The following is a 26469-nucleotide window of genomic DNA, read 5'->3' on the forward strand; positions in this document are numbered from 1 at the left end:
TTACTATTCCGAGAGAAACCGCTGAAACTCAGCCACCGCGTCCTTGCGCAACCACGGGTTGATCTCTTTTCTTTTGACCGGCCCGTGATGGTTAACGGTAAACCGAAGCAATCGAGCACAAAATTCGAAGGCGAACGGATGATTCTGCTTGGTCAGGACGATGAATTTGCCGCAGTCGGTTGTGCCCCCGGAAACGCTCCGCATCAAATCTTTCAAACTCGCGTCAAAGTCCATCGCGTTTCCCGAGCACTGGAAGACTCCGGCTTCTTCGGTGCACGGAGTGTTTGACGTTGGGTTGGTGATGTCTCGCCCCGCGTTGAAGTCCCATGAACTCTCAAACCCTCCGAGCACCCGCAATGCTTCCAACATTACGGCCTTGCGGTGCAGGAGATCCGAGAACGGACCCAGCTCCGGCTTCACGTTGGTGTACACATCGTGAAGGTTGTTTCTCTCAAAGATCGCGTCCGGCGCCTGTTTCGCCCAATCGATTAGCTCGTTCAGAAATGCATCGGATGGCTTTCCCCGATTGAGGACTTTCTTCTTACACGCCACAAAGTCTCTGGCCATGGTTGCACCTTTCTGTTGGCGCGCGGCGCGGCATTCTCGCTACGTCGCGTGCTTCATTACCGTCGTCAGCGGCTATTCGCCGAATCGCTCTTTCATGATTCGATCGATGTCGGTAAGCGACATAAGGTCGTCCGGGCTTCCCTGAGGCTTGAGCTGCACGTGCGGCCAATCCTTGAAGCCCGGCCACAGTCCGCCGGCAGCGAGGCCCATTTGTTTCGCCTCTTCGGCGTAGACGCGATACCCATTAAGGCCATTTACCTTTTTGCTGGAGGACCATTCAGCGTCGCCGTTCACGAGCCAGAAACAATCCATGGCTTCGCCCCACTGGTGCCAGGACAGGCCCGGAATAGCCTTCGTAACCTCGTCGCCCGTTGGTTGCGGTCCGACGCTCTCGAGGCAGAACGCCAGAAAATCTGCGCCCAAACTCCGCAATTGCGCAATCTTTGCGTGTACCGTCTGCTTGGTTCGCGATTGCCGCCATAGCCTGGCTTGTTCAAACGGCGAGCGCAGGGTGTCATAGGGTCGCATTTCGATTCCTCGTGCCCGGCATTTCGCAAGCAGTGTTCTTGCTTGCGGTTGAAACTCAGGAATCAAATCCTCTATGCGGCGTGAAGGCATCTGAGAATCCTCTCTAAGGGGCCAGCTTCTGTGGCGGGCCGGTATTTACCACTCATCAAATATGTTCCCCAACGCCATTTCATTTCACCGAATGGTTGCGACCAGTCGCGACTGTTCATTTTCCATTCTCAGGCGGCCGGAGCTGGTTGCGGCTGGAAAGAATTCTTTTGTGCTAATAAGATGGGCGAGAATCTTGCCGGCGAGCGGCTAAGGAGCCTCACGCAAGGCGAAGTACTTTCAAAACTGCAGCTAACTCAGATGACAACTGTTGGCATCATCGGCGGCATCGGGCCCGAGTCAACCGTCGAATACTACCAATACATCATCGCCGGTTATCGCGAGCGAACGAACGACGGCAGCTATCCCTCGATCGTAATTAACAGCGTGGACCTCGATCGGCTGGTCAAATGGATCAATGCCGATGAGATGGAGCCGTTTACCGATTACCTGGTTGCAGAGGTCGAACGGCTCGAGCGCGCAAACGTTGATCTCGCGGTGCTGGCCGCGAACACCGCCCACATTGTTTTCGATCAGATTAGCGCGCGGACGTCGTTGCCGCTGGTCAGTATTGTCGAGGCGACGCGCGACAAAGTTCAGACACTCGGACTGAAGCGCCCGGGACTGTTCGGGACAGGATTCACGATGGGGGCGCGATTCTATCCGGACGCATTCGCGAGAGCAGGTCTGCCGATTGTTACGCCAAACGATGAAGAGAAAGCCTTTATCCACGAAAAGTATTTTGGCGAGTTGCTAAAGAGCGTCTTTCTGCCCGAGACACGAACGCGCTTGCTAGAGATCGTCGATCGAATGCGCGAGCGAGATAACATCGATGGCCTGATTCTCGCCGGCACAGAACTTCCGCTGATCCTGCGCGCATCGGAACACAATGGTATTCCCTTGCTCGATACGACGAAGATTCACGTCGAGCGCATTGTCGATCGTCTGTTGTCATAGCGTTCTGGCTATAGTTTCTTGAAATTGCGCTACACCGTAGGCGTATCTGGATTTAATTCAATGCAATTCAGCTTCATGGTCGGCATCACGGAACCACACCGGGTTGATTTCTCGTTCGATCAGTTCGCGGGCCGTTTGGAAATCAAGGTTGACGGAATTTCCGTCGTCGACGAAATACGCACGCTTTCAACGAGTCTTACCAAACGATACGATTTCGTCGTCGGCCTCGCAGAACAACATCACGTGACGATCGAAAAAGAGAGAAAGCTTCTGCTCGCCGGTCTTCAGCCCCAGCAATATCGCATCTTCATCGACGGTCAACTGGTGCAGACTTACGAAGGCTGAAAATCTCGGTACGCACGCCTCCAGCGTGCTCAGATAGTTTAGAGGCGGGCTACCGCCCGCCAACGATGAAAAAAAGGGCGGGCAGTAGCCCGCCTCTAAACGATTTCAATTTAATGAGAACAAAGGCGCAGGAGCCACGCGGCCCCTGCGCCTTTTTCGTAATAGTCGGAACCGCCAGTTGTCAGAACACAAACTTAACAGCCAACTGCAATTGTCGCGGGTCGCCGACGCCCTGACGAAGGAAGCCGTCAAAGTTAAAGAGACTGGGCGCGGTGAGTGAGTTCTGATTTCCAGCGCCAACCAGCGAATTGATTCGGTTCTTTGAGTTGAAGGTATTGAACATCTCAACCGTAGGAATCAGCGCGTATCGCTCGCCAAACTTGAACCGCCGCGACAGCCGCCAATCAAACGAGAAAAATTCGTTGTCCTTGCGCAGCGTGTTGCGATTTGTCGCCGTCCGCGGCGCCGGGGTCGCAGGTTGGGCGGTACGGCCCTGCAGGCGCGGAACGAATTCAAACCCCCAGGGCAGCTCAGCGAACATGTAGAAATTGAACTTGTGCCGAATATCTCGATCCGAGAGCGCATAGTCCAAACTCAAGTTGAAGATGTCGAACGAGCGATCGAGGAATGGATCACGTTCATTCGAATCGTCATCCTTGTCCCTCGCCAAAGTGTAGTTCCACTCTAACTGGTAACCTTTGCTAAGCCGCTTTCTCATGCCGGCCGTGAAGCCCTGGTAAGACGCCTTCCCTACCGCGCTGGCGACCATAGTCTCGCCCAGGAAGGGAGCAAAGAAACCAGTGCGGGCATAGTCGAGAAAGCGTGTCAGATGGACGCCCTTCGAGTGCGTGAAATCAAAGTACAAGGAAAGATCGCTTAGCAGTTCCTGTTCGAAGGCTGCATTGAATGTGTAGATACGCGGGTTGGCGTAATCGCGGCTGAACACGCGCACGCCGGAGAAGCACGGGAAAGGATTAGTGCGTCCCCCGGCCGTACAGGTGCTGGCCGTCGGCGTCACCAGCCCGGGCCACGTTGGACGAACAGTGGGATTCGCGAAAAGGCCTCCGGCGATCGTCTGCTGCTGCACGCCATTGGTCGTGATCGACCCTACCTGCGTGAGCATGTTTTGCCTGCCGTAGTAGATTCCATAACTGGCGCGGAGGACAGATTTTCCGTTGCTGCCAATGTCCCAGGCAAACCCCACGCGCGGCTGGAACTCCTTCTTCGGGCTATGCAGGGTTCCATCGGAAGGAAATCGCGGGTCACTCAAAAACATTCCATAAGCAGTCGCGGACGGCGCGACTGTCGGTTCGGGAAAGATTTGGGCTTCCCAGCGGAGACCTAGATTGAGCGTGAAGTTGGGCCGCACCTGCCATTTGTCCTGGACGAAGAGCGCGAAGTCTTCGTTCTTAATGGAAGAAGCGCCGGCGGCGTCGGTCGCGGGACCGTTGGGACCTGCGCCCTGGAGGAAGAGCAACAATGGCGTGGTCGCCCCGGTGCATGGTGGCATGGCTAAAGTTAAGTCCGTCCAGGCGCCATTCGTGCAGCGACCGGCATTCGGCCCAAAGCCGGAGCCGGGGGCACCCGGTGTCGCATAGTGTAAAAAGCCCGACACGCTATCAAAGATGTAGCGCCCTTCGAAGAACCCGCGGAAGACTTGATCGTTGAACGAATGCACCCACTCCCCGCCGAACTTCAGGTTATGGTTGCCCGAAACGATCGAGAAGTTATCTTTAACGTGAGTACGCCAAAACAACTCGTCAACTGTCGGGCCCAGAAAGAATGGATGGCCAAAGCGGAACGTGTTGACGAATCCCCCCATGGCTGTATCCGCGGGCACATTGGACGTGACCGCCGAGCGCGGCCGCTCCTCGCGCGTGTAGGAAAAATGAGCCTCGTTCAGCTTGGTGGTTGAGACAGTGCTGAAGAGATTCAAGTTGAAGTTGTTGATCTTTGACGGGCCTTCAATGCCGTTCGCCGAGTTTCCGTACGTGGGCACATCAAAAGTTTGGTTCTCGTTCCTCGAGTAATCAAAGTTATAAGAAGCTGCGAGCCTGTGCGCGGAGCTAAGTTCCCAATCCAGTTTGCCAAGAAACGCGTTGTTGGTGATGTCGTGTTCGATCGGCAGACCCTCTTCCTGATTACGAGCCGTGCGGAAGAAATTCAGTAAGGCCACGCGCTGACATTCCGCGCTGGCGTTGATGGCCGTTTCATGCGCCGGATTGGTAATCACCGGGGTCGTCACTGAGCACGGCGCCCCCAGAGGCACGCTCAGGTTTTCGCGGGTGAGCTTTTCGCGGACACCTTCGAACGAAAGGAAGAAGAAAGCCTTGTCCCTTTGGATAGGACCGCCGATGGTCCCGCCGAATTGGGAGCGCATGAAGTCCTGCAGAGGCTTTCCATCCTCGGTGTTAGCGCTCAGATTCTCGTGTCGCAGAAAATAGAAGGCACTTCCGTGGACGTCGTTGGTTCCTGACTTTGAAATGACATTGATAATCCCGCCGGCGGTGCGGCCAAACTCGGCGGAAGCGCCGGTTGCCACGACCTGAAATTCTTTAACCGCGTCGAGAGGCACGTCGATGGCCGCGCGCTGGCCGCCGAGCTGCTCTCCAAAAAAGCCATTATTGTAATCGCCGCCATCAAGGCTCACGTTGTTGAAAACGCCTCGCTGGCCGTTGAAGTTAATCTCATCGCCGTCCGGGCCCTGGGTGATGCTCACCCCCGGGGTCAGGGTCAGCAGGTCCTCAAATTTCCTTCCCAGAATCGGAGTGTTGTTGACCGCGGTCTCATTCAGAGTCGTACTTGACTCAGTTTTCACGGTGTCCACGGTTGGCGTTTCAGTGATGATTACTTTGGCTTCGACACCGGCAACCGGCATCTTCACCGGAAGACTGAACGCCTGACCAACGGTTACCCCAACTCTCTCTGCGACAGAAGTCGCGAAACCTTGCTTGGTGACGGTCACCGAATACGTGCCGGGCTGAAGCGCCAACGCCACATAGCGGCCATCTTCGTCGGTGATCAGTGTTCGCGTCGCGTTCGTCGCCAGATTCTTAATCTCGACAGTCGCGCCCGGGATCGCGGCGTCCTTATCGTCGGTGACCACGCCCTGGATCGTTCCGGTGGTGATTTGTGTTTGCGCGTAGCCGCCAATCGCTGTGGCCATTACGAACAGACCGATGACGAAGGCTTTTGCCAAGCGGGCAAAGCCAGGGGTAACTGATTTGTGCATGTTCTTCTCCGTTTCCGAGTTTAGGTTGGAACTGACATCGCGATGACTTCTGCTGGGTCTGCGAGGAAAGGCTCAGCGGTTAAATTTCAAATGACGAAGCATGTTAGTTAATGCGAGTTGAAAGTGTCAATTTTTTTTGTAAACAGCGTTGCCTATTAACGCAACTCTCCAAGAGGAGGTGTAACCGACCATGGTCCTGATAATGATGAGATTTCCCCCTCCGCACACGGAGAGGGGGGTTGGGGAGAGAGGTTGGGCGCCCCAACCCCACCCCTTTATCCCTCCCCGCTTGCGGGAGGGGAAAGTCCATTTTGCATGAACCTCTCAGGTATTCCTCCGGCCAAAGCGGCTTTCAGCCCGCAAGTTTTGAAATTCGGGCCGTTCTTCTATCGGTTGTAAATGATTACGCACTCGCAAGGAGAATTCGCACCGATGAAGACGCACATCCGACCCGTCCGGACATTCGCAATTTCCGCGACGTCATTTCTATTCACTTTGGCCGCGACGCTGCTCGTAATTACGGCGCTGGCCGCTTGTGCCGGCACGCCGACCAACACCGCCGCCGCCGGCAATGCGAAGAAAACCGACAAAAAGACGATGCGCGCCTTCACGTCGGAAGAAGAGCTGAAGGCTTACTTTCGAAAACTCGCCGAAGAGCGAAAGCAGGCCGCGCGCCGCTATCGCGCCGAGTCCAGCGGTCTCGCAAACGCGTCACCACCGCCCGCGCCTGTGGCCCAGGCAAACGACGCGGCGAAGGCAGGCGCGAAGGATGACGAGTCGGTCACAAACACGCAGCACGCCGGCGTCGATGAGGGCGGCATCGTCAAGCTGCACGGCGATCACCTGGTTGTGCTGCGACGCGGCCGTTTGTTCACAGTCGCAGTCGGCGATAACGCGCTGAAGCCGATCTCGGCAGTTGACGCTTTTGGTCCGGAGATCAATCCGCGCTCGACCTGGTACGACGAGATGCTCGTATCGGATGACACCGTGGTCGTAATTGGTTACAGCTACGAACGCGGCGGCACGGAAGTCGGCCTCTTCAACATCGACGGAGCGGGAAATCTTTCGTATCGATCGACTTATCACCTGCGCTCGAACGATTACTATTCGTCTCGCAACTACGCGAGCCGCTTAATCGGCAGCAAGTTGATCTTCTACACGCCGCTGTACATGAATCCTTATGCGGACGATCCGACCGTCACGTTTCCGGCCGTGCGCAAGTGGCACAAGGGCGCGACGCCTCAGGAATTCCAGCGCATCGTTTCCGCCACGCGCGTCTATCGTCCCGAACGTGAGATCAATCCGAATTCCGGGCTCGCGCTGCACACGGTAACGGTTTGTGATCTCGCGAGCGACTTCAAATGCGATGCGACGGCCGTGCTTGGACCTCCGGGACGCGTGTTCTACGTCTCGCCTGAATCCGTTTACGTGTGGACGACTGAGTGGTCTTACAACCGGCAACGCAATGTCGAGCGTTCGATGGTTTATCGCATGCCGCTCGACGGCACCGGACCGAGTGCGCTCGGTGTTTCCGGCAGTCCCGTCGATCAGTTCTCGTTTCTGGAAAGCAGCGACAAGCACCTGAACGTGCTGGTGCGCTCAAACGGCTCAGGAGACGGCATGTGGGGTGCGGAGCGAACTGCGGGCGAAGTTGCCCTGCTGCGCGTGCCCGTGTCGCATTTCAATGACGGCAGTGACAGCGCGTCGTCCTGGGACTATCACGGATTGCCAAAGCCCGCCGGCTACACTTTCCAGAATCGCTTCGTCGGCGATTACCTCTTGTACGGCACGGGCAGCGGCTGGGGCGCGCCGCAGAACAAACCGCAATCGAACCTCTACGCAGTGCGTTGGGCGGATGGCGATCTGAGCGAATTGAAAGTTAATCACGGCGTCGATCGGATCGAGGCACTCGGCTCAGACGCGATCGTCGTCGGCACGGACGGCAGCAACCTGCGCTTCTCAGCGATTCGCCTCGGCGGATCTCCGGAAGTTGCCGACGAGTACATTCGCAAAGGCGCTTCGCAAGGCGAGCTTCGCAGTCATGGTTTCTTCTACAAGCCTGATGGACCGAATTCGGGCGTGCTCGGTCTGCCCATCAGTGTGCCGGGACGTTCAGGTTACAAGCATCTGTTCCAGGACTCGGCGGCGATTCTCTTCCTGCGCAACAACGGTCTGCACTTCGAGGAGATCGGTGAGCTCGGTGCGCAGTCTGAGAAAGCCGTGGATGATGCGTGCCGCGCTTCGTGCGTCGACTGGTACGGCAACTCGCGGCCGCTGTTTGTGCGTGGCCGAATCATCGCGATGCTCGGATACGAACTCGTCGAAGGCACCGTGAAAGATGGCCGCATGCGCGAGTTGCGCCGGGTGAACTATTCACCGCAAGCGGTGAAGATCACTCAACGGTAAGTTTAGTGGCACAGACTTCAGTCTGTGGTTACTAACAAACGAAGTCACAGACTAAAGTCTGTGTCACTTCAACAAGGCTCGTCTCGGTTTTCCGCGACGAGCCTTCTTGTTGTAACCTTCCGCGACCCGACTTCAGTCATGCAAACATTCGATTGTCCCAAGTGCGGCGCGCCCGTTTCGTACGAACCAAATGCTTTTCGCGCCGGCAGCGCCAAGTGTTCGTACTGTCAAAGCCAGCTTGCCGTTCCCTATCACGGTCAACCGGCACACGTTATCGACATCAAATTAAGTCCGGAGGTCACGGCCGGCGCGAAGAAGGCAGTCGGCGTCATGGTCCTGATTCCCGTTTTGATCGTCTTGATCGTCGTCGGGGGAATAGCGATTGCGATCTTTGGCGTGTTCGCTTCGGTGTTTAAAACGACCCGGCCTTCTTCAGGGGTACCGATCAGTGCGCCCCGTAGCGGGCCCGCCGGTTCGAAGGCTTCCGATCCGGCCAACGCATTCGCGCGCGAAGTCTTAAAGTTTGGCAGCGAAGGCATCGGGCCCGGCATGATGACCGACGCGCGCAGCATCGGCGTTGACGGGAACGGAAACATCTACGTTGGCGAATATCTCGGCGGACGCGTGCAGGTCTTTGACGCGAACGGAACTTTCGTCACGCAGTGGATGGTCGATCGAAAGATGCCGCTACGCGGTATGGCCGTCGATCGCAAAGGGACTGTCTACATCGCGCAGCGCGGGACCATTACGCGCTACGAAGGCCAAACCGGCAACTCGCTCGGAGATGTGCAGGCCGACAGCGCCGGGTTTGACGATGTGAACGCGACACCGGATGGCGGGCTAATTGCCGCCTCGTATCGCGGAGGCAACGACAACATTACGCGATTCAACAGCAGCGGCAACGTCACCCTGACGATTCCCAAAGCTATCAGCACGGTGGCGGATCGATCTGAGCTGGATACGAGCGTCGCCGTTGACGGCCTCGGAAACATCTACGCACTGGGCAGTTTCACCAGTGCTGTTTTCAAGTTCAGCCCTGAAGGTAAATTTCTGAACCGCTTTGGCGGCTCGGGCGACCAATCGGGACAATTCAGGGCCGCGCACGCGATTGCGGTTGACGGCAAAGGCCGCGTGTTTGTCAGCGACATAAAAGGAATTCAGGTATTTGATTCCGACGGCCGCTATCTCACCGTCTTTAAAACCGACGGCTCTGCCTTTGGAATGGTTTTAAATGACAAGAACGAACTGGTCGTCGCGGCGCGGACTAAAGTCATCAAACTCGCGTTGAATCAGTGAGGGCTTTGTCCGCAGGTTAAGCAGACTCCGCAGAGTTAAGAATCCACGTTTAAACGGCTTACCCGTTCCCGAAACTGTGGAATCGGCGTAATCTGGGATTGAATCTCCCGGTTAGTCATAATTCTTCTCAACGTTTCTCTCCCAACCCAGGTATATGAAACCAGGAAGGCGAATAATTCTGAATGTGCCGAACGGAACTGCTGACATGGCTTTGGCTTTAGAAATGCCGTTGCTGGTGAATGGGCCGACTTCAGATCAGTCTTCGCTTTCATTTTTGATTGAACGCGCGGCCAGCGGTGACAAGGCCGCTTTTGAACAGGTGATGATTAATTCCGAACAGCGAGTGATGGCGATGACTTGGCGCATGTTAGGCAACGAAGCCGACGCGCGCGACGCTTCCCAGGAAGTTTTTCTGCGCGTTTATAAGTACCTGGGACGTTTCCGCCGGGATCAGGACTTCTTCGCGTGGCTGTACGGCATCACGGTCAATGTCTGCCGGGACTTCCTGAAAAAGCGACAAAACCATACGAGCCGATTCGTATCGTTCGGCGAAGATTCAAGCGTGGCCTACGAAGTTGCTGACGAACACGCCAACGCCGAACAAATGCTCGTCCAGACCCAACAACAAGACTTGATCGCGAAAGCGATGGGCACGCTACCCTTTAAAGAGCGCGCCTCGATTGTGCTGAGAGACATCGAAGGGCTGTCGACCGATGAAGTCGCCCGAATAATGAAGTCGAGTGCGACGACTGTACGTTCGCAGATTAGCTCCGCACGAAAGAAGATCAGAATCTACTGTCAGCAGCATCAACCGGGATTTGGCGAGGGGAGGGCGCGATGAATTGCAAGCAGCTTGATGAATTACTGCCGCTGTACGCCGGACGCGACCTTGATGAGAAACGCGCGCGGCTGGTGAGCGAGCATATCCAAATTTGTTCAGCTTGCGCGCGCGTCGCCGGCGAATACCGGGACGCAGTTGAGCTGACGCAACATTTCGCGCCGCCCGTCTTCTCTGACCCTGTGTATGCGAGTGTGCGCCGCCAAGTGATGCAGCAGATTGATGAGCCAACCACGCCGCTGCTGCCGCAATTGTTTGCCAGTTGGTTCCGGCCTCGGGTGGCTTGGGCCGTCGCCGGCGCGCTGATAATCGCTTTTGGCTTCTTCGCCCTTTATGTAGTCGTCAACCGGACGACTGACGTTCAGCCAGTTGCGGAAACTCATCCTAAAATAATTGAACATCCAGGGTCGACGGCGACTCCGGGAACAACTAACCCCGCCAACGCCGGCACCACGTGGAAGCCCACGGAAGACAAGGGCAAGGTCATCCGCCGATTTGTGAATCGAACGCCCAAAGCAAGGGATTCTTCATTGCGGACGGCGAGTGTCTCGCGAAGGTTGCGCGACCCTGAGGCGACGAACAGCTTGCCGGCCCGCGATGCAGCCCCGGGCGAATCACCTCTGCGCGTCGAGATTCAGACGCAGAACCCAAACATTCGCATCATCTGGTTTTCTCAACAGAGCACTAAACCAGCATTACCAAACTCGAAAGGAATCTAGGTTTCATGAAAGTCTTCAAACACCTGCCAGTGACCCTGGCGCTCTTACTGTCGATTGCATCGGTATCGTTTGCCCAGCAGCCAACGGCGAGTGCGTCCCCCACTCAACCCGACACGATTACCGAAAGGAATTTTAAGAACAAGGTTTTTCAAGTTAAGTACCGCGATCCGAACAACCTCGCGAACGCGCTGCACGCGCTCGGAAGTGGATTCACCGGTTCAATGATCACGCATAACGCTGAGTTCAGGACCATCACTGTGCGCGACTTCCCCGAGAACCTGGCCATCATGGAAGAGGCGATCAAGCGCCTGGACACGCCCGCCGCACCGCGTCCTAACATTGAACTGCGTCTTCATGTACTGATCGCCTCCAACGCCGGCCCTGGCACGCCGGATATGCCGGCCGAGCTCAAAGAGGTCCTGACACAGTTGCGGGGAACGTTGAATTATCGGAATTATGAGCTGGTATCGTCGATAGTTCAGCGCCTGACCGAAACCCGGGAGATCCTGCAGGGATCGGGGATCGCCGAAGTCCCGGCCATCAACGCAGGCACGGCGAACATTGCGACGCCCTACGAGTACTACCTCCGTAATGTCTCGCTGGTAGCGAATCCGGCGGGCGCTCCAACTGTGCAGATTAACGAATTCACATTCAAGACCCACACCGCGACGGAACAGTCGAGAATCCAAACGGCGCTCAATCTCAAAGACGGGGAAAAGGTCGTGGTCGGGACGGCGACGCTTAGGAACCGCGCGCTGGTGCTCGTGTTGACGGCGAACGTCTTGAAGTAAAGATGGAAACTTTCGTTTAGTCCTGGCTCGGCAGGAGCCAAATGAAGTCTTGATTCAAAACAACGCCGGCAGAAGCGAAATTGCCTCTGCCGGCGTTAACATTTGGGGTTGAGGTTAGGCACGCGCGCTCATCAACGACGCGAATCGCTCCGGCGGAATATTGCCGCCCGTTAGAATCCCGACAACTTTCTTACCTCTTAAGCCAGCCCTAACGGTCGGGCTACTGCCCCGAGTTTTGTCACGCAGCTTGAGCGCGCCGGCGAGTGATGCCGCACCCGAACCTTCCGCAATCTGCTTTGCGTTGACGGCCAGCAAACGAATCGCTTCGTTGATCTCGCCATCGGTAACCAGCAGAAAATCGTCGAGCAGTTCCCATAGGATGCGGCTCGGCATCTCGAACGGGACGCGCGTGGCCAGTCCTTCGTGCTCAGTCTTCATCGTCGGATATTCGTCGAGCGATCGGTTCTTCCAGGCATGCCACATCGCGGGCGCGGCTTCGGATTGAACGGCGATCACTTGCACGTTCGGCTTCAGCTGTTTTGCCACGATGCAGTTTCCCGAAGCACAACTGCCGCCGCCCGCCGGCGCCAGAATGACGTCAACATCGGGCAAGTCTTCAAATATCTCCAGCCCGATCGTGCCGACACCGGCGATCAACTTTGGCTCATTCGCTGAGTGGACGTAGAGATACCCTTCGCGCTCCGCTGCGCGTTCGGTTTCCAGGCGAGTTTCGTCAAAGTCGCGACCGTGCAGACGCACTTCGGCGCCCAGCGCGCGCATCGCCTCCATTTTCGTTTCGTTAACATTCTCAGCCGGCGCGTAGACGATCACAGGCACGCCGAACAAACGACCCGCGTATGCGATCGACTGGCCGTGATTGCCGGTGCTGGCGGTGACTATGCCGGCGCGCTTTTTCTCATCAGGTGTCGTGCCGACCAGATTTACTCCGCCACGCACTTTAAACGCGCCGATGGGTTGCACGTTCTCGCACTTCAAGTAGTAATCACAGTCGAGCAGCGCCGAAAGTTTTTCGCTGCGTACGAGCGGCGTTTTCGGCAGATACGGCGCGATGAATTCGCGCGCGGCCAGTACATCATCAAGGCTAACGGGCAGAGTTGATTCGGTCTTTGCTGCAGGTGTCATGATTTTTCAGGATGGTATCGTCGATTTTAGGTTATCGCTTCGGTTCGCCTCTTCGGTGAGACGTTTCAGTCTCGCCGCATGTTCAGCAGTCAAATTACCATCGGCAGAGTCGGTACGCACGTCTCCGGCGTGCTCTGCAGGCCAGCGGCCTGCGTACCGCCAACGCCAATTGCCGTTCGTCGTATTCGGCGTGTTCATGCGCGCTTCGGAGCCAAGCCCGAGCACATCCTGGAGCGGGATAATTGCGATGGCGGCAACTGAAGCCATCACCGCGCGAATAAAATCCCAGTTGATCTCACGACCCTCGCTCTCCAGGTAATTGAGACAAAACTCTCGCACTTTTTCGGTGTCCGGGTTGTTCGTCTCGCTCAACTGGTTGAACCAGCCGACAGTCGTGTCGTTGTCATGTGTTCCCGTATACGCCACCACATCCGGCTCGAAGTTCTCTGGCAAATTAACGTCGTCTTTCTCTCCGCCGAACGCAAATTGAAGCACGCGCATTCCCGGAAAGCCGAATTCTTTTCTCAACTCAACAACGTCGGGCGTAATTAGTCCTAAGTCTTCGGCGATGATGGCGACCTCGCCCAGCGTATTTCGAACTGCGGTGAACAATTCCCTTCCCGGCGTCTCGACCCATTCGCCATTTTGCGCCGTCGTCTCCCCCGCCGGAATTTCCCAACATGCTGAAAAACCTCGAAAGTGATCCAGCCTCACCAGGTCGAATAGCTGAAAGCTCGAGCGCAGTCGTTGAATCCACCACGCGAAACCGTCTTCGCGCATGCGGTCCCAATCGTAAAGCGGGTTCCCCCAGAACTGTCCCGTGTCGCTGAAGTAATCCGGTGGCACGCCCGCGACAACCGTAGGGCGTCCAAGCTCGCCGAGCTTGAACTGATCGCGGTTCGTCCAAACATCGGCTGAGTCATGCGCGACGAAGATCGGCACGTCGCCAATGATTCGAATTCCACGCTGATTACAAACCGCTTTCAGCGCATGCCACTGTTTGAAGAACAGATACTGAAAGAACTTCTGGGCTTCGATCTCGTCGCGCAGCTCCATACGCGCGCGCGACAATGCTTCGGGTTCACGGCTGGCGAGTGGTCGATCCCATTCGACCCAGGCCTTGCCGCCGTTCGCTTTCTTCAGCGCCTGAAACAGCACGTAATCATCGAGCCAGAACGCGTTCTCCTGACCGAAAGATGCAAACGAGTCGCGCAAGGCTTTGCGGTTTGCCTGAAATCGTTCGAATGCTTTCTTTAAAAATGCGTCTTTTGTTTTTTTGGCCTCGTGAAAATCAACGCGCTCCGACTCGCCGATCTCATCCAGATCGCTTCTCTCGAGGAACCCATCTTCAACTAACTTTTCCGGGCTAATTAAGAGAGGGTTACAGGCAAACGCCGAGTAGGAGGAATAAGGCGAGCCGCCTTCATCAGTCGGCCCAAGGGGCAGAACCTGCCACAGACTCTGACCGCTCGCAACAAGAAAGTCGGCGAAGCGATAGGCCTCGTTACCGAGATCACCAATGCCAAAGCGCCCCGGCAGTGAGGTGGGATGCAGCAGAATGCCGCTGGCTCTGGAAAAGTACACTCGTCGTTGCCTCGGGCGAAAGAATAGGGTGTCTGTCGCTTGGGTAGCAACAACGAAGGGTTACATCCGTGTTTAGTTGCGGTCCAAAAAAACTATATAAGCAGGCAAGCAATCTTCCGATTCGCCGATCTCACCGGTTCGATATTTTGCGAACCAAGCTTAACTCCGGCGGCCTCACCAGGCGCCGTTCTTATCGACCCATCGGATGGCAAGAAGGTACCAGAGAGTCGCCAGGTAGATGATCGCGCCCGTCCAACTCCAGTACATCATCCACCCCGTGGCCACAAGAATGCTCAGCACTACAAACGCCCAAGCGGCAGCGCGGGTTTTGAGTCCCCATAATCCAAGGGCAACCCAGATCGGACGTTCCGCTGCAGACTCTCCCGACCGCGTCGCGGCGACGGTCGCAGCCGCGAGGACTTGACCGCCAAGGCCGGCGGCTTGAGCAAGCGTTAATTTACAGCGGAGACACGTCAAGGAATCCAAACGATTGACGAGGCCGCAATGAGGGCACTTAATGTTGTTCACTGTATTTGGTTCTCCTAAAAGGTCGGCGGGCGGTGGGAAACAACCTCGAAAATCGAGGTACAAAGAATTCTATTGGGCTGGGAGTGCGCCGGTCAACGTTTTTTTAAGAAGAACTCGGCCGACCGCGCAGTGGTTTTGCCGCTGGCCCGAGCGTTCGTTGACCCTGCCACGTGAGAAGAATAAGCGGCGGGCGCGCTCGCGGCGCCTACTGTAAGAGGCTTGACTCACAAATGAGGTTTGTAATTGCGGACCCGCTAAACCCTCATCTCATTCCTTCGGGTTCGAAATCTGCGGACCTTTGACAGTAACTTTGAAACTGCACTCCGGGCCCGCTTCGGTATAGCAGGTGACAATCGTCTCACCCAACGGGAAAAAAGATCCCGAAGGCGGAACACACTTCACCCTGCCGCAGCCTTTTGCTTCAGGCATCTCGTACTTGACGATCGCGCCCCGCCTGCCTCTATCGCTCGGCACGGTAATGTTGTTCGGACAGCAGAGGTCGCAACGACTCTGGCGCGGCTGACGTTCGAAAGCGCCAATGTCGGTTCCGTCGCTGGTCGGAGCGTTCGCGACCCCAGGATCGTTAAAGGTGCGCGGCAGGCCGCGCTGGTCCGTCGTGGCGCCGGCTGCCACACCCGCATCGATCGCCGCGCTTCCGGCTTGAAGCGCCATTGTTTCAGTCGGGCCACCATTGTTGGCGAGGGCCGCCAGCATTGGGTTCGCATTGATCTTGTCGCCGGCGCCGCCAAAGCCACCGGCTTCCGTAGAAACGCCGAGCAGGTTGTGACCGTTGCTGGTGACTGTTCCATCCACATTAGGACCCGGCGTCGGAGCACCGGCTGGATCACCGAGACCGTTGGCCGCAGTGTTGTTGGCAATGATTGTGTTTTCAAGAGTCACGCCGGCCGTGCCAACGCGGATACCGCCACCGGTGCCTTCGGCCCGCGGACGCGGCGGGAGATTAGCACCGGCTTGGTTGACGCCGGTGTTGCCGGCCCTGGCTTCGTTCAAGCTGATCGTCGCGTGGTTGATATTGAGCGTGGCCGCGTTGTTGTTAGTAAGCGCGCCGCCATGCGCCAGGCCGCCCGCACCGTGTGAGGTCTGAGCGCAGGGCGAACCGCCGTTGGTTTTGCCTCCATCACCACCATGGCCACCCTTGGCAGAATTGCCGGCAAAGGTTGCGGTGTTGATGATTAGACTGCCGCCGTCGGCCAGGATAGCGCCTCCGCGAGCGGCGCCGCCGTCGCCGGACATGTGAGCGCCGAAGCAGTCCGGGCCAAAGGAATCGCCTGAGTTACCGCCCGTTGCGATATTCAAAGCGAAGGTCGAGTTAGTGACTTTGACATTACCGAGACTGAAAAGCGCGCCGCCGCCACTATCCGCACCGTTGTTGGTACCGTTTTGGCCAGTGCCTGAATTGCCACCCGTGGCTGAACAGCTCTTGAAAGTGGAATCGTTGATACTCACGTTCCCACCACCGATGTAAGCGCAGCCACCATGCGCCATCCCACCCATGCCGCCGTTCTGTTGGTTGCCCGGACCGTTGCCTCCGTTACCACCGATGGCAATGCTTAATAGGACTCGCGACCCATCGATGACCAGCGTGCCACCTTCGAAATAGATCGAGCCACCCTTCACATTGGATCCTGCGCCGTTGTTAAAGTTGCCGCCATTGCCGCCTGAGGCAGTGTTCCCGGTAAACGTGCTGTCGGTAATGGTCACATTCGCGTTCGCGGCGACGCTGGCGAGGCCGCCGCCAAAAGCGTCAAGAGTCGTGTGCTCATTTACGATGCTATCGCCCTTGCCGATCGCCTGGCACGATTGGACGGTCACTCTCTCGAGAGTGATTCTCCCGCTGTTGTTGAGAATGCCACCGCCGATTCGAGTGGTGTTTTGAGCTGTAGGGTTGGTGCTGGTTCCGGCCGTACCGTCGTCCCCGGCCTGGCCGTTTCGAATCGTCAGTTCACGCAGGATGACCGTTACATTCGAACCTGTGACATGAAATACGCGGTCACGCCTGGCGCCGGCATTCAATCCAGTCGCATCGATAATCGTCGTCGAGCCGCCTCCTTCGATAGTCACCGGGTGCTGGCTTGTCGTAATGTCCAGATCACCAGTGGCGGCCGCGTTCTCCTGGTTAGCGTTGCTGAGTGTGAGGTTGTAGGTGGTCGCGGGTAGCAAGCTGATGACTACGGGCTCCGGTCCGGGCGCCGTGTTCGCTTTCCTCACCGCGCCGCGCAGACTGCAGTCATTGGGAGCGGCGGTACACGCCGAAGCCGCCGCCACATCGTCGGTGCGATCGACACTTAAGGTCGTGACGAATGCCGGCGCTAGGGCTGGATTCACCCCCTCGGCGCGCAGCCTTGCTGGTGCCCGGTAAGATGACTTCGAAGATGCGGTTTGGGTGTACTTCGGCGACGTCAAAACCAAAGCAATAATCACTAATGATAAGACGGCGAGTTTGGTTTGCATTATTAGGCTCCAACCTGGCTGTGGTTTGCGACCGTGCAAGCAGTTCGCGACGCGACGCTGGGTGAATGGCGCACCCTAATTACACCGTTTCCAGTCACGCGGCAAGAAAAATTCTCGAGGTTAGGTGAGCCAACCAGCGCATTTAGGTTGATTTGGCAATTATTTGGTAGCAGATGTCGCGTCCCGAAAAACCTGTTGACTTTCCCGGTTAAGGATCATATTGTCCCGCGGATTCTCGCATAGTCGTCATCCCTTAAACCCTTAACGACTGCCGTGACTTTCAATTACCTACTCAGAGACTCCGCAGCGTGGACACTTTTCTTCTTCGGCCTGGTGGTGGTTGCTGTAGTCACGCAACTTATTAAGAACCACAGGAAACGTCTGAAGAAGAAACTAATCTTGCCGTATCTGCTTAGCGCATTGATCAAGGCAGCACCGGCATTGTTCCTGAGCGGACTTTGCTGGTACGTGGGTCTGAATCTGATTGCGGCGGGGTTTTTGTTATGCGCCGTCGGCGACATTCTGCTGGATCTTCCGGAGGAAAAATTTCCCCTGGCATTTGAGTTTGGCGCGGGATCGTTCGGAGTAGCGCTGATCGTTTTTGCCGTGGCGAGTTATTACAAACCGCTGGCGGGTCATCCCTTGCGGCCGCTCGTTCTGACAAACGTCATTATCGCCTTGTTCATTATCCGCTGGGTGCTTCCTTTGATTCCTCGATCGCGGCGAAAGCTCGAGCTCGCGTATTTTTCCCTATTGATCATTTCAAACTTCTTTGCCGGGCATTCTAACGCCGCGGTCTTCCTCGGAAGTTCTTTGTGGTTCATGTCCGATCTATCGATCGGGCTGAGCACATACGTTCCCAAAACTCCGACCAACAGCCTCGACACGCTCGGCCTTTACGATCTTGGGCTCTATTTTCTCGCCATTGGGTTCCTGAATTTTAACTAGCTGGACAGAAACTCTGCCTCTTTGTGATTGAACCACCGCGCCCGCGCTCAGCCCGCGCGTGCTGCGCCGCTCGCAACGATTACGAAATCACCTCGCCCAGTGAATGCAACGCGGCGAACGGCTCTTGTTTCGGTGTCAGCAAAAGCCGCTGTAACGGATCCTGCACAGCACCATTCAGGAAGGCCGCCGTCCGTTGCTCGCGCGTTTGACCATCGATCGTGCCCGTGCTGTTAATCCTCTTGGCGATAGCGTACTGGACCTTTTTGGTTCTGAGATCCACGATCAAGGTAGCACCACCGCGAAAATCAAACTCCTCATTATCGACTTTTAGGCGGCGCGACTGCGTCAGTGCCAAAATGATTTGCGGCTTGTGCTGGCCATCTGAGCCCATCCTCATCGCCCGTCGCATATCGCAAATCTCGAAAGGCAAATCAGGATCGAGACCAATTAGCTCACCAAACTGCTTCCGCAGGTTCGGTTTGAGATCCTTGAAAATGCTGGTGAGCATTTTTTTCAGCGATTCGAGGTACGTACAGGTTTCGTCGTACAACGCTTCGCGCGTGGGCGAGTAGAAGCAAATGTCCGCGTACCGCTTTAAATGCTCGAGAAACTTTCCTAGTTGCGCTTCCAACGCTTTCTCAGTTGCTTCGTCCTGCTTAAAGCCTTCAAACAGGTCGACGCCCTGCCAGCGCAGCGTCTCCACGGACAGCGTGTCCAAATCCAACGGATATATGCCGCGTTTGCGAAAACTTTCAACGAAAGCGACCCGATAATGATAAGGATCGTCCGGCACCAGATCGGCATCCGCGGTAATCAATCCGCGCAGATATTCGCCAAAAGTGATATCCACCGGCGGAATGTAATCGAGCGCGCGGATGCAGATATTCAACATGTGACCCGCTGTTTTCGACGCCTCAGCCGATAGCCGGTGTACGAGATCAGGATGGATGGCCCCCGCCTTAAGGACGCCGGTGCCGCCCGTGTAAATTCGCAACAGGTCCGCAGTACGAGTCTTGTAAATTGCCAGGAAGGCATCGAACACTGCCGCTACCAAAAGCGCTCCACGCGCGTGGGGTTCTTTCGTCTTCTCGTAATCCGCCGGGTCTGGCTTAATCCTCGTCCAGGTTCCATCTTTACCAAACTTTCCTATCGCGTCGCGCAAGGCGCCCCGTCCGCCGATGGCCCTGCCGAATTGCACCGCCAGGCTGCCAAGAATCGATTCCTCCTCCAGATTGCCTCTGGTTCGGGTAATCACATTCTCGAGGATCTCGGAGATGGTGAAATGCTGCATAAGTGCGACGATGTCGGCGAAGGCCTCGTGGAAGGCCAGCACATCCAGATTTGTCGCTTCATTAAACTCCCGGTGCATGCCGTCGAGGATCGCATGGGTTGTTTCATGGGCAATGATGTCATGCGACAAGCATGAATAAACTCTGCTACCCGGGACATGATCGCCAGGATCGTCAGCCGACGCCTCGAAGTAACCGAAGAGTAGCGAAACCCCCGGCGGACTGTAGAAAGCATTAGCCCCGCGCAGCGCGTGCGGTTGTATTTCAAGCTGGCGCACAAATTTTGTCCGGTTGTCCGTTTGCCTTGCACGCCAGAGCACACGCCGGCCTAATGCCCGTTCAAAGTGCTCGATGGTTTTCATCGCTACGGCGTAAACCATCTGCTGATGGAATTGCGGATTGCCTTCTGCCGGCGGCCAACCATCCTGCGCCAGGAGTTTTGGTTCATTCAGGTCGACAGGATCATACGTCGTGCCGGATGCATCCGTATCGACGACCTTGACGTATTCTCCAGTCAGTCCGGGAGTCTTCGGGTCTTCCGATGAGTCAATGAACTCTTTGCTGTTTAGTTCTTCCCACCTGACTTTGAGCACCACTTCGTTAATCCCGGCAGTCTCAAGCTGAGTCGAGAAGCTTGGATCGACTGCATAACAACGCAATCGGCGGAACGTTGGGTTGACGAGCTTGACCCCTTTCTCGCTGACGGGCCGCGGCGGCGGCACGATTTCGACTGGAAAGCGTGGTGCTGGACCGCCAGGTGCTGAGCCGCCAACCACCGACGTATAGCGAGCGGCTAAATGCTTTCGCAGAGTGAGCGAAGCCTTCGGATTGGCGATGACGGCATCCATGAATTCCTTGAGCGCCTTATCGCCTGGCGGCGTTGCCGGATCATCAATAATTTCTTGCAACCTAACGCCCTGGACGTCATCGTTCGCCAAATAGAGCTGAGTCAACTCGAGGTTGAACATCTCTTCGCGCGGAGGCGCCTCGGAGATGCCCAATCCGGTCAACACACGCAAGAAGGCAAACGAATCCCTGTCAGGCGGCGTCTGCGGCCGATTGAGGTCCGGCTGTACATTGAGTGCAAAATGGGCTTGCAGGATGCCGTTGCCGAAGTGTTCCGGGTCAACGTTCTTATCTTTTGCCGAGCTGAACAAGGCATGACGAACCGCCTCCACGCGGCGCCAGTCGCGTGGCAGACGATCTTTGTACTTCTCGTACCAAATTGCCGCGGCGGCCGCGACCTGCGGAGTAGCCGAGGACGTGCCTTCGCCATTCTCGCGAATCTCAGGACTTTGCTTGAAGACCGGCCATGGAATATTGGGTGTGTACGCGGCGATCGCGGCCGTCATTGAACTGGCCGGCCCCCAACTACCCTGAAGTTGGCGCCCCGTAATTCCATCGTAAGGTTTTCCGTTGGCCATCACGCCGCACACGGCGATGGTGCGGTGATATCTTGCCGGATACACGACGTGACGCGATGGGAGCCCCATGACGTTGTTGCCCGCCGCCGCGCAAATGCAGATACCCACCTCGTAAGCTTTGTTGACCAGTTCGCCCCACGCCCTGGACGGCAGGCCGCCCATGCTCATCGTTACGACGTCGCAGCGATTATCGATCGCAAATTGCAAGGCCTGCGCCAACGCGCTGGTCCTGAACAGAATGACGGAATCCGCTATGCGAAGCGTGACTACGTCCGCCCCGGGCGCGCCGCCCAGAAAATCGCCGCCCAGGAAGTCGACACCCGCGCCGGCCAGAATTCCAATCGTGCCGGTGCCGTGATCGAGATTCTCCGGGAACAGGCCCAGCGCGGCCCGCGATTCTGCCTTATTCGGATCCGGATCGCCTTCGACAAAGCTACGCTCGAGCACGATGCGAGCGGGTTTAGCAACGTGACTTCGGTCGAATCCCGTGTCGATGTGAGCGATGCGCGTGCGCGGATCGCGGAAGTCGACGGCGGAACGTGCCCATTGGAGTTGTGTGTACTCGGGCCCGAGGTGCCAGCCAAATGAAGGCGGCCCACCGAACGGTCCGGTAACCTTGTTATTCTTGTCGTCCTGCGGCGTGTGGCCGCCGGCAGCCGGAGCCGCCGCCATCGCCGCGCCGCCGGGAACCAATTCACTGCCGTCGTCGAATGTTTGGTCCAAGTCGGGTTCAGCGAAGAGTACCGCCGAAGCGTCGACACCAAGCTGCTCGGCGACCTGAGCATGCGCCAAATCCCATGGATTTGGGCCGACGGTGTCCGGCAAGTCGGCGAGATACCATTCGGGAGTATCGCTCAGGCCGAACACGTTCAACTGCCGCGGCCGATCATGAAGTGGCCTCAGATTGACTTTTGAAGCAGCTGCGGCGAGCCCGAAGTTTGGTTTGAGCTTTACCAGCACGCGATTTGAACTGGACATCGTCCCCTCCTCAGTAGAGCAACTTGGATCTGCTGGACGCGAGACTAATGCACTTTGCGCTCGTGCACCCGCGTCGCCGTCGATGGATTATTCCGATCGGATCGCCAGGTCGGATGATTAAAATGGATCACAAAATCACCGTTGTAAGAAATTACCGCGTCGTCAAAAGTAATCCTGCCAATCCGACGCCAGTTGTTGAAACTGAACTTTTGCGCCACGCCCGGTCCCCGACGCGAACCCTCGTCCGTCGTTTCAATGTTGAAGACTAATTTACGTCTGGGCGCCGGATCCCCTCGGTCAAAGATCTGCGCCATGATTTCATCACGAAAATCCAGGTCGCGATCTTCGATTCTCGGCTGCTCAGGGGAAACCGTGAGTCGCATAAAGTTTGGACATCGCGTTTGCTCGCTGTCGGACTTATCCAGCTCGGCCAGTTGGTACAGTTGCCGTTGCGCCGGCTCGCGGTCAACGATCTGAAACACGAGCCCGGTAATAATCAGAATTGGTGTTCCCCAACCGCGCCGCCAGGCATGCACGTCAGGCGCGCTGCGCAATTCAGCATCATTTATGTAGTCGGTGTTTTCCCCCGCGATGTCCTGCTGCGTAAAAAAACTCGCGGTCCGCAGCGGTTGTTGATGTTCGGGGTCAGTAGTCGGAAACAATTTTCCCACCATTGCCAACGAACGAGTGTGTCCGCGCCGCGTTTCAGTGCAACAGGTTGAATAGCGCGCGATCAGGAGGCCGCGACTGTCTTTGCGAAAGTAACCTGAGTATTCGGTCGCCTCAGTTATCTCCCAAAGTCCCGTAAGGCAAACGCCGTTCGGATGCAATAGGCGACGAAAGCCCTTGCCATTCTCGCCCCAGCGCAAGTCCGCATGCGAATCAACCGTGCGCTCAATGGCTTTGCGGAAAACATATGACTTTCCGAAAGGGAGCACGCCTCGCAGGACACTCGCGAGGGTGACTTTATAGGTGGGCAAGGGCGGCGCCGCGGAGCTGCCCCAAACTTTTTGATATGGATTCTTGAAGACGGCCTCTCGTACTTCGGCAAAGCGCGATCCGTTGTAACTACGGTCCGCCTCGGTAATTTCGATCCCGGAATAGTCTGTCTTCATGAGGCCTCAATAGGGTTGGTTTCGATGCCTGGTCGTCTAGGTCGCCTTCGCGCGGCGCAGTCCCCAAAGCACGAGGACGCAGAAACTCACCATCGCGACTGACGATAAAACCAGGCCGCCGGTAACAATATTTTCTTTCCAGGCGGCAGCCAGCCGGCCCGAACCCGCCAAAGGCGTCAGCCGGTTCGTGCTGAAAGCCGCGGCCAAAAAACTCGTACAAAGATTCAAATATGAGCTGAACACCGCGAGCCTAGCGGCCGCCGTGCTCCACTTTCCCGGCAAGTTTTGCAGCGGCCAAATGGCGCCGATGGCCATCAAGAACAGGCCGCCGAGAAGCCCGACCAAATGTGCGCTCAATCCCATGCGCATGTTGGCGAGCCACGGCATGATCATCCCGGTCACCAACGCCAGGATAAAAAGCAAGACTCCGGCGCTCACTAGAAACCGGCGTTGATCCTCCATATTCAGCCTATTCGATTAGCCTCGCACCAGGCGCGGGCGGCGCTCACGCCTTCTTCCACTGCCTCGGGAAAGCGCCGCGGCTTGAAGTTGAAGAGATAGTGTAAGCCGACCTCCGCCTTCAATTCGTAGACTTTGATCGGTCGTCCAAACTCACCTGGTAATCCACGTTCGATCGCCGCGTTGTTCGCGTCAATCCGCGTCAGTACCCGCCGGTAACTGTAATTCGCCGTGGCTTCAAAAATTCCAAAGAAGTTACCGAGAAAGCCTTTGCCCCACTTGCCGCGCTCACTCGTGTTCCAGATTATCCAGACCTCATCAGCACCGCGACGAATGGCTTCTTCAAGATTAGTAGCCGTGTTAAGGACCGCATCGATGTACGTATCACCTTCGATCTTCACCGGCGGAAAGAACATCGGCAACGACGCGGTTGCGATCAGAAAGTCTTCTGTGAGCTCCGGGGTCGTGACGGGACGCAGCTGGTGTTTCGAGAAGTTGTAGACATTAAATGTGCCATCGCGCGGACTGGCGCGAATCTTGTTTAGATCAATTCCCCACCTGGGAAAGATCTTTTTTCGGAAGGCGTCCAACTCGAAAAACGATTCGGCGAAGAAGAGTAGCGGCAACTGCGACCAGTTGACGTTAACCGCGGTGAAGGGTTTGAAGTTACGCCAATTGTCGGCGATCTGTGTGCCACTCATCCCCTGCACCCACATCGCCAGGTTGAAACACGCCGCACTCACGCCGTCACCGTGATCGAATTCGATGCCCGCTTCGTCGAGCCACACTTGAAGCACACCTGCCTGAAACGGGATCTTGAGTCCGGCTCCGGCGAGCATCAGCGATCGCTTTGGCATTTCCCCTCGATTCGGATCTCATTCCCCATCGTCGAGAATGGCGTTGGCCGCCTTTTCCGCAATCATGTAGATGGGCATCACTACAAAGAATCCCGGGATGCGAGGAAATACCGAGGCATCCACGACGCGCAGTCCTTTGACTCCACGCACGCGAAACTTTGAATCAAGAACTGCATCCGGATCGTCGTCGGCGCCGATCTTGCACGTGCACGATGCGTGATGGCCCCAGGAGCGATCCTGTACGAACTTGTCGATTCCTTCCTGCGAGCTCAGATCCACTCCCTTCATACACTCGGGATCGACGGGCAATCGGTTCTTGGTTCCTTTCAAAAGGCTCTTGACGATGGCGACGCCCTCACGCATCGCCTGCAGATCCTTCTCAGAGTCGGGCGTTAGTTTGCCGCTTTCGTCGCGCTCAAAGTAATTGAAATTAACGTGAGGCGGATCGAGTGGATCGCTGGAGTTAAGGGTCACTTTGCCGCGAAAGCGCGCGTGTCCTTTCAGCAACAGCCATGTCCATTTGTTGTGCGGCGGTGTGGTGGATTCCTTGGCCCAGCCGGTGTAATAGCCGACAAAAGCTCCGGGCACGCCGAAGATAAATAAATCGGGTTCGTTGTTCTCAGCGACGCTGGACTTAGCCAGAAATCCGACTACCGCGCCGTTCGTGGCGTACAAGCCGGTGTATTTGTCCTTCCATTGGGTGAAGAACTCGTCTCCCTCCTCACCTTCGGCCGGCCCGGCAAACGTCGCCTTAGCAAGCAAGCTAAAGGGTTCCTTTGATTCCGCCACGATCCCCACTTCGTATCGATCCTGCAGGTTCTTGCCGACGCCGGGGAGATCGACACGCACCGGAATGTTTATCTCTGGCCGCTCCAACTCTTCGCGCGGACCGATGCCGGAGAGCATCAACAACTGCGGCGTAATGTATGCCCCGGCAGCCAGGATGACTTCATGTTTCGCGCGCACTTCCTGTGGGGGACCGTTTGGTTTTCCAAATCGTTCCGGGTTGCGGTCGGCGCGATAGAGTCCTTCGCCCTGGAGGTACCGCACGCCGACTACCTGCTTATCATCGGCGTCATCAAAGATGAGCTCCGTCACGTGACAGTTCGTCCGCACTTCCAGGTTGCCGGTTTTTGCGGCGGTCTTGATTCGTTCGCGCGTGCCCGCGCGACGGCCCTGGCTGTCGATGGCCATCGGCACCAGGATCACGCCTTCGCCGTGGCGCAAGCGCAGATCGTTCGGATCGACTCGCGCTCGCCAGCGCACGCTGAGCGGAAACCACGGCCGGTTCCAAAACCGAAACGGAAGAAGTTTTCGGTGTGACCAGAACGAGTGCTTGACGATCTCACCAATCGACGGGTCATGATGCATGATGGCCGCGCGGGCCAACGAGATGGTGTCGGCGTTACGTGTCGGCAACCAACCTTCCTTGCCATGGCCGGAAGAGCTTGCGCAACGATGACGCCAGCTCTCAACCTGCGCGAAATACTGGTCCATTTTCCGCGGCGCCCAACTGTTGTCGCCGGTGGCATCGACGATGGTCTGCCAATCACTATCGTGTGGGCGAATAATGATCATCGCGTAGTGCGCAGTGCAGCCACCCACGGTGCGCGCGCGCGGGTAATAGACGCCGTTTCGCCCGGCCTTCAGCTCCACCTGGTATTTCGGATCCTGTTTCTGCCGCTCTTCTTCTTCGTAGTGCCGCACGTAATGATCCAAACGCATGTCGGGATCTTCGGTGGCATTGCCGTGAAAGACGGGCACTTGATAGTTGTACGGCTGGTGATCGCCGCCGGCTTCGAGTAACAGGACTGACTTCCCTTTTTCGGCCAGGCGCGCCGCCAGCGGACCGCCACCGGCGCCTGATCCAACCACGATGTAATCAAACTGTGGTGCACTCATTTTA

The 26469-nt window shown here is 56.7% G+C and carries 20 protein-coding genes; 8 read left to right on the forward strand and 12 right to left on the reverse strand.

Annotated elements, in window-relative coordinates:
- Positions 1-3: 3 nt before the first annotated feature.
- Both VFX97_07670 and VFX97_07675 read right to left on the reverse strand, forming a co-directional pair.
- Positions 4-567 (reverse strand): hypothetical protein, encoded by a 564-nt coding sequence (locus tag VFX97_07670; GenBank protein ID HEX5703060.1) that lies wholly within the window; start codon positions 565-567, stop codon positions 4-6.
- Positions 568-639: 72 nt separating this feature from the next.
- Positions 640-1185 (reverse strand): M15 family metallopeptidase, encoded by a 546-nt coding sequence (locus tag VFX97_07675; GenBank protein ID HEX5703061.1) that lies wholly within the window; start codon positions 1183-1185, stop codon positions 640-642.
- Positions 1186-1365: 180 nt separating this feature from the next.
- Between VFX97_07675 and VFX97_07680 the strand changes: the two genes are divergently transcribed.
- Both VFX97_07680 and VFX97_07685 read left to right on the forward strand, forming a co-directional pair.
- Positions 1366-2139, forward strand: a complete 774-nt coding sequence (locus VFX97_07680; protein HEX5703062.1) for an amino acid racemase — start codon at positions 1366-1368, stop codon at positions 2137-2139.
- A 60-nt stretch (positions 2140-2199) separates the two neighbouring features.
- On the forward strand, positions 2200-2484 hold the full coding sequence (locus VFX97_07685) for a hypothetical protein (protein HEX5703063.1): 285 nt from the start codon (positions 2200-2202) through the stop codon (positions 2482-2484).
- A gap of 181 nt (positions 2485-2665) precedes the next feature.
- Here the strand turns inward: VFX97_07685 and VFX97_07690 are convergent, their stop codons facing one another.
- Complete coding sequence (locus VFX97_07690) at positions 2666-5716, reverse strand: carboxypeptidase regulatory-like domain-containing protein (GenBank protein ID HEX5703064.1); 3051 nt, start codon at positions 5714-5716, stop codon at positions 2666-2668.
- Between the two features lie 432 nt (positions 5717-6148).
- On the opposite strand from VFX97_07690, the gene VFX97_07695 reads away from it, so the two are divergent.
- The 5 genes from VFX97_07695 (at position 6149) to VFX97_07715 (ending at position 11766) form a co-directional block, all read left to right on the forward strand.
- Positions 6149-8122: a beta-propeller domain-containing protein gene (locus VFX97_07695; GenBank protein ID HEX5703065.1), complete on the forward strand. Its 1974-nt coding sequence runs from the start codon at positions 6149-6151 to the stop codon at positions 8120-8122.
- A 138-nt stretch (positions 8123-8260) separates the two neighbouring features.
- Positions 8261-9418 carry a hypothetical protein gene (locus VFX97_07700; protein HEX5703066.1) on the forward strand — a complete coding sequence of 386 codons (1158 nt, stop codon included), beginning with the start codon at positions 8261-8263 and terminating at the stop codon, positions 9416-9418.
- A 154-nt stretch (positions 9419-9572) separates the two neighbouring features.
- Positions 9573-10259, forward strand: a complete 687-nt coding sequence (locus VFX97_07705; GenBank protein ID HEX5703067.1) for an RNA polymerase sigma factor — start codon at positions 9573-9575, stop codon at positions 10257-10259.
- On the forward strand, positions 10256-10975 hold the full coding sequence (locus tag VFX97_07710; GenBank protein HEX5703068.1) for a zf-HC2 domain-containing protein: 720 nt from the start codon (positions 10256-10258) through the stop codon (positions 10973-10975). The genes VFX97_07705 and VFX97_07710 overlap by 4 nt, the downstream gene beginning before the upstream one ends.
- Before the next feature lie 5 nt (positions 10976-10980).
- Positions 10981-11766: a secretin N-terminal domain-containing protein gene (locus VFX97_07715; GenBank protein ID HEX5703069.1), complete on the forward strand. Its 786-nt coding sequence runs from the start codon at positions 10981-10983 to the stop codon at positions 11764-11766.
- A 114-nt stretch (positions 11767-11880) separates the two neighbouring features.
- On the opposite strand, the gene VFX97_07720 is transcribed toward VFX97_07715, so the two are convergent.
- The 4 genes from VFX97_07720 to VFX97_07735 all read right to left on the reverse strand — a co-directional run bounded on the left by VFX97_07720 (position 11881) and on the right by VFX97_07735 (position 17493).
- Positions 11881-12909: a threonine/serine dehydratase gene (locus tag VFX97_07720; protein ID HEX5703070.1), complete on the reverse strand. Its 1029-nt coding sequence runs from the start codon at positions 12907-12909 to the stop codon at positions 11881-11883.
- 6 nt (positions 12910-12915) lie between these two features.
- Positions 12916-14493 carry a 4-alpha-glucanotransferase gene (malQ, locus tag VFX97_07725; protein ID HEX5703071.1) on the reverse strand — a complete coding sequence of 526 codons (1578 nt, stop codon included), beginning with the start codon at positions 14491-14493 and terminating at the stop codon, positions 12916-12918.
- Between the two features lie 174 nt (positions 14494-14667).
- On the reverse strand, positions 14668-14793 hold the full coding sequence (locus VFX97_07730; protein HEX5703072.1) for a hypothetical protein: 126 nt from the start codon (positions 14791-14793) through the stop codon (positions 14668-14670).
- 495 nt (positions 14794-15288) lie between these two features.
- Entirely contained in the window at positions 15289-17493 is a 2205-nt protein-coding gene (locus VFX97_07735; protein ID HEX5703073.1) for a choice-of-anchor Q domain-containing protein, read from the reverse strand.
- Positions 17494-17766: 273 nt separating this feature from the next.
- Here VFX97_07735 and VFX97_07740 point away from each other — a divergent pair, with 273 nt between their 5' ends.
- Positions 17767-18441, forward strand: a complete 675-nt coding sequence (locus VFX97_07740) for a lysoplasmalogenase family protein (GenBank protein ID HEX5703074.1) — start codon at positions 17767-17769, stop codon at positions 18439-18441.
- A gap of 79 nt (positions 18442-18520) precedes the next feature.
- Here the strand turns inward: VFX97_07740 and VFX97_07745 are convergent, their stop codons facing one another.
- From VFX97_07745 to VFX97_07765, 5 genes are read right to left on the reverse strand one after another with little or no spacing between them, the layout of a single operon-like run.
- The gene (locus tag VFX97_07745) at positions 18521-22132 is read right to left on the reverse strand and encodes a S8 family serine peptidase (protein HEX5703075.1); all 3612 of its coding nucleotides are present in this window, start codon (positions 22130-22132) and stop codon (positions 18521-18523) included.
- A 44-nt stretch (positions 22133-22176) separates the two neighbouring features.
- Positions 22177-23247 carry a hypothetical protein gene (locus VFX97_07750; protein ID HEX5703076.1) on the reverse strand — a complete coding sequence of 357 codons (1071 nt, stop codon included), beginning with the start codon at positions 23245-23247 and terminating at the stop codon, positions 22177-22179.
- 36 nt (positions 23248-23283) lie between these two features.
- Positions 23284-23709 (reverse strand): hypothetical protein, encoded by a 426-nt coding sequence (locus VFX97_07755; protein ID HEX5703077.1) that lies wholly within the window; start codon positions 23707-23709, stop codon positions 23284-23286.
- Positions 23710-23711: 2 nt separating this feature from the next.
- A complete protein-coding gene (locus tag VFX97_07760) occupies positions 23712-24563 on the reverse strand; it encodes a patatin-like phospholipase family protein (protein ID HEX5703078.1) in 852 nt (283 codons plus the stop codon).
- An 18-nt stretch (positions 24564-24581) separates the two neighbouring features.
- Positions 24582-26465, reverse strand: a complete 1884-nt coding sequence (locus VFX97_07765) for a GMC family oxidoreductase (GenBank protein HEX5703079.1) — start codon at positions 26463-26465, stop codon at positions 24582-24584.
- Positions 26466-26469: the final 4 nt, after the last annotated feature.

Source organism: Pyrinomonadaceae bacterium (genome assembly GCA_036277115.1).
Taxonomy (GTDB): Bacteria; Acidobacteriota; Blastocatellia; order Pyrinomonadales; family Pyrinomonadaceae; genus UBA11740.

Coding starts and splice junctions, on each gene's coding strand:
- VFX97_07670 (HEX5703060.1), bottom strand. CDS start 567: ATGGCCAGAGACTTTGTGGCGTGTAAGAAGAAAGTCCTCAATCGGGGA.
- VFX97_07675 (HEX5703061.1), bottom strand. CDS start 1,185: ATGCCTTCACGCCGCATAGAGGATTTGATTCCTGAGTTTCAACCGCAA.
- VFX97_07680 (HEX5703062.1), top strand. CDS start 1,366: ATGGGCGAGAATCTTGCCGGCGAGCGGCTAAGGAGCCTCACGCAAGGC.
- VFX97_07685 (HEX5703063.1), top strand. CDS start 2,200: ATGCAATTCAGCTTCATGGTCGGCATCACGGAACCACACCGGGTTGAT.
- VFX97_07690 (HEX5703064.1), bottom strand. CDS start 5,716: ATGCACAAATCAGTTACCCCTGGCTTTGCCCGCTTGGCAAAAGCCTTC.
- VFX97_07695 (HEX5703065.1), top strand. CDS start 6,149: ATGAAGACGCACATCCGACCCGTCCGGACATTCGCAATTTCCGCGACG.
- VFX97_07700 (HEX5703066.1), top strand. CDS start 8,261: ATGCAAACATTCGATTGTCCCAAGTGCGGCGCGCCCGTTTCGTACGAA.
- VFX97_07705 (HEX5703067.1), top strand. CDS start 9,573: ATGAAACCAGGAAGGCGAATAATTCTGAATGTGCCGAACGGAACTGCT.
- VFX97_07710 (HEX5703068.1), top strand. CDS start 10,256: ATGAATTGCAAGCAGCTTGATGAATTACTGCCGCTGTACGCCGGACGC.
- VFX97_07715 (HEX5703069.1), top strand. CDS start 10,981: ATGAAAGTCTTCAAACACCTGCCAGTGACCCTGGCGCTCTTACTGTCG.
- VFX97_07720 (HEX5703070.1), bottom strand. CDS start 12,909: ATGACACCTGCAGCAAAGACCGAATCAACTCTGCCCGTTAGCCTTGAT.
- VFX97_07735 (HEX5703073.1), bottom strand. CDS start 17,493: ATGCAAACCAAACTCGCCGTCTTATCATTAGTGATTATTGCTTTGGTT.
- VFX97_07745 (HEX5703075.1), bottom strand. CDS start 22,132: ATGTCCAGTTCAAATCGCGTGCTGGTAAAGCTCAAACCAAACTTCGGG.
- VFX97_07750 (HEX5703076.1), bottom strand. CDS start 23,247: ATGAAGACAGACTATTCCGGGATCGAAATTACCGAGGCGGACCGTAGT.
- VFX97_07755 (HEX5703077.1), bottom strand. CDS start 23,709: ATGGAGGATCAACGCCGGTTTCTAGTGAGCGCCGGAGTCTTGCTTTTT.
- VFX97_07760 (HEX5703078.1), bottom strand. CDS start 24,563: ATGCCAAAGCGATCGCTGATGCTCGCCGGAGCCGGACTCAAGATCCCG.
- VFX97_07765 (HEX5703079.1), bottom strand. CDS start 26,465: ATGAGTGCACCACAGTTTGATTACATCGTGGTTGGATCAGGCGCCGGT.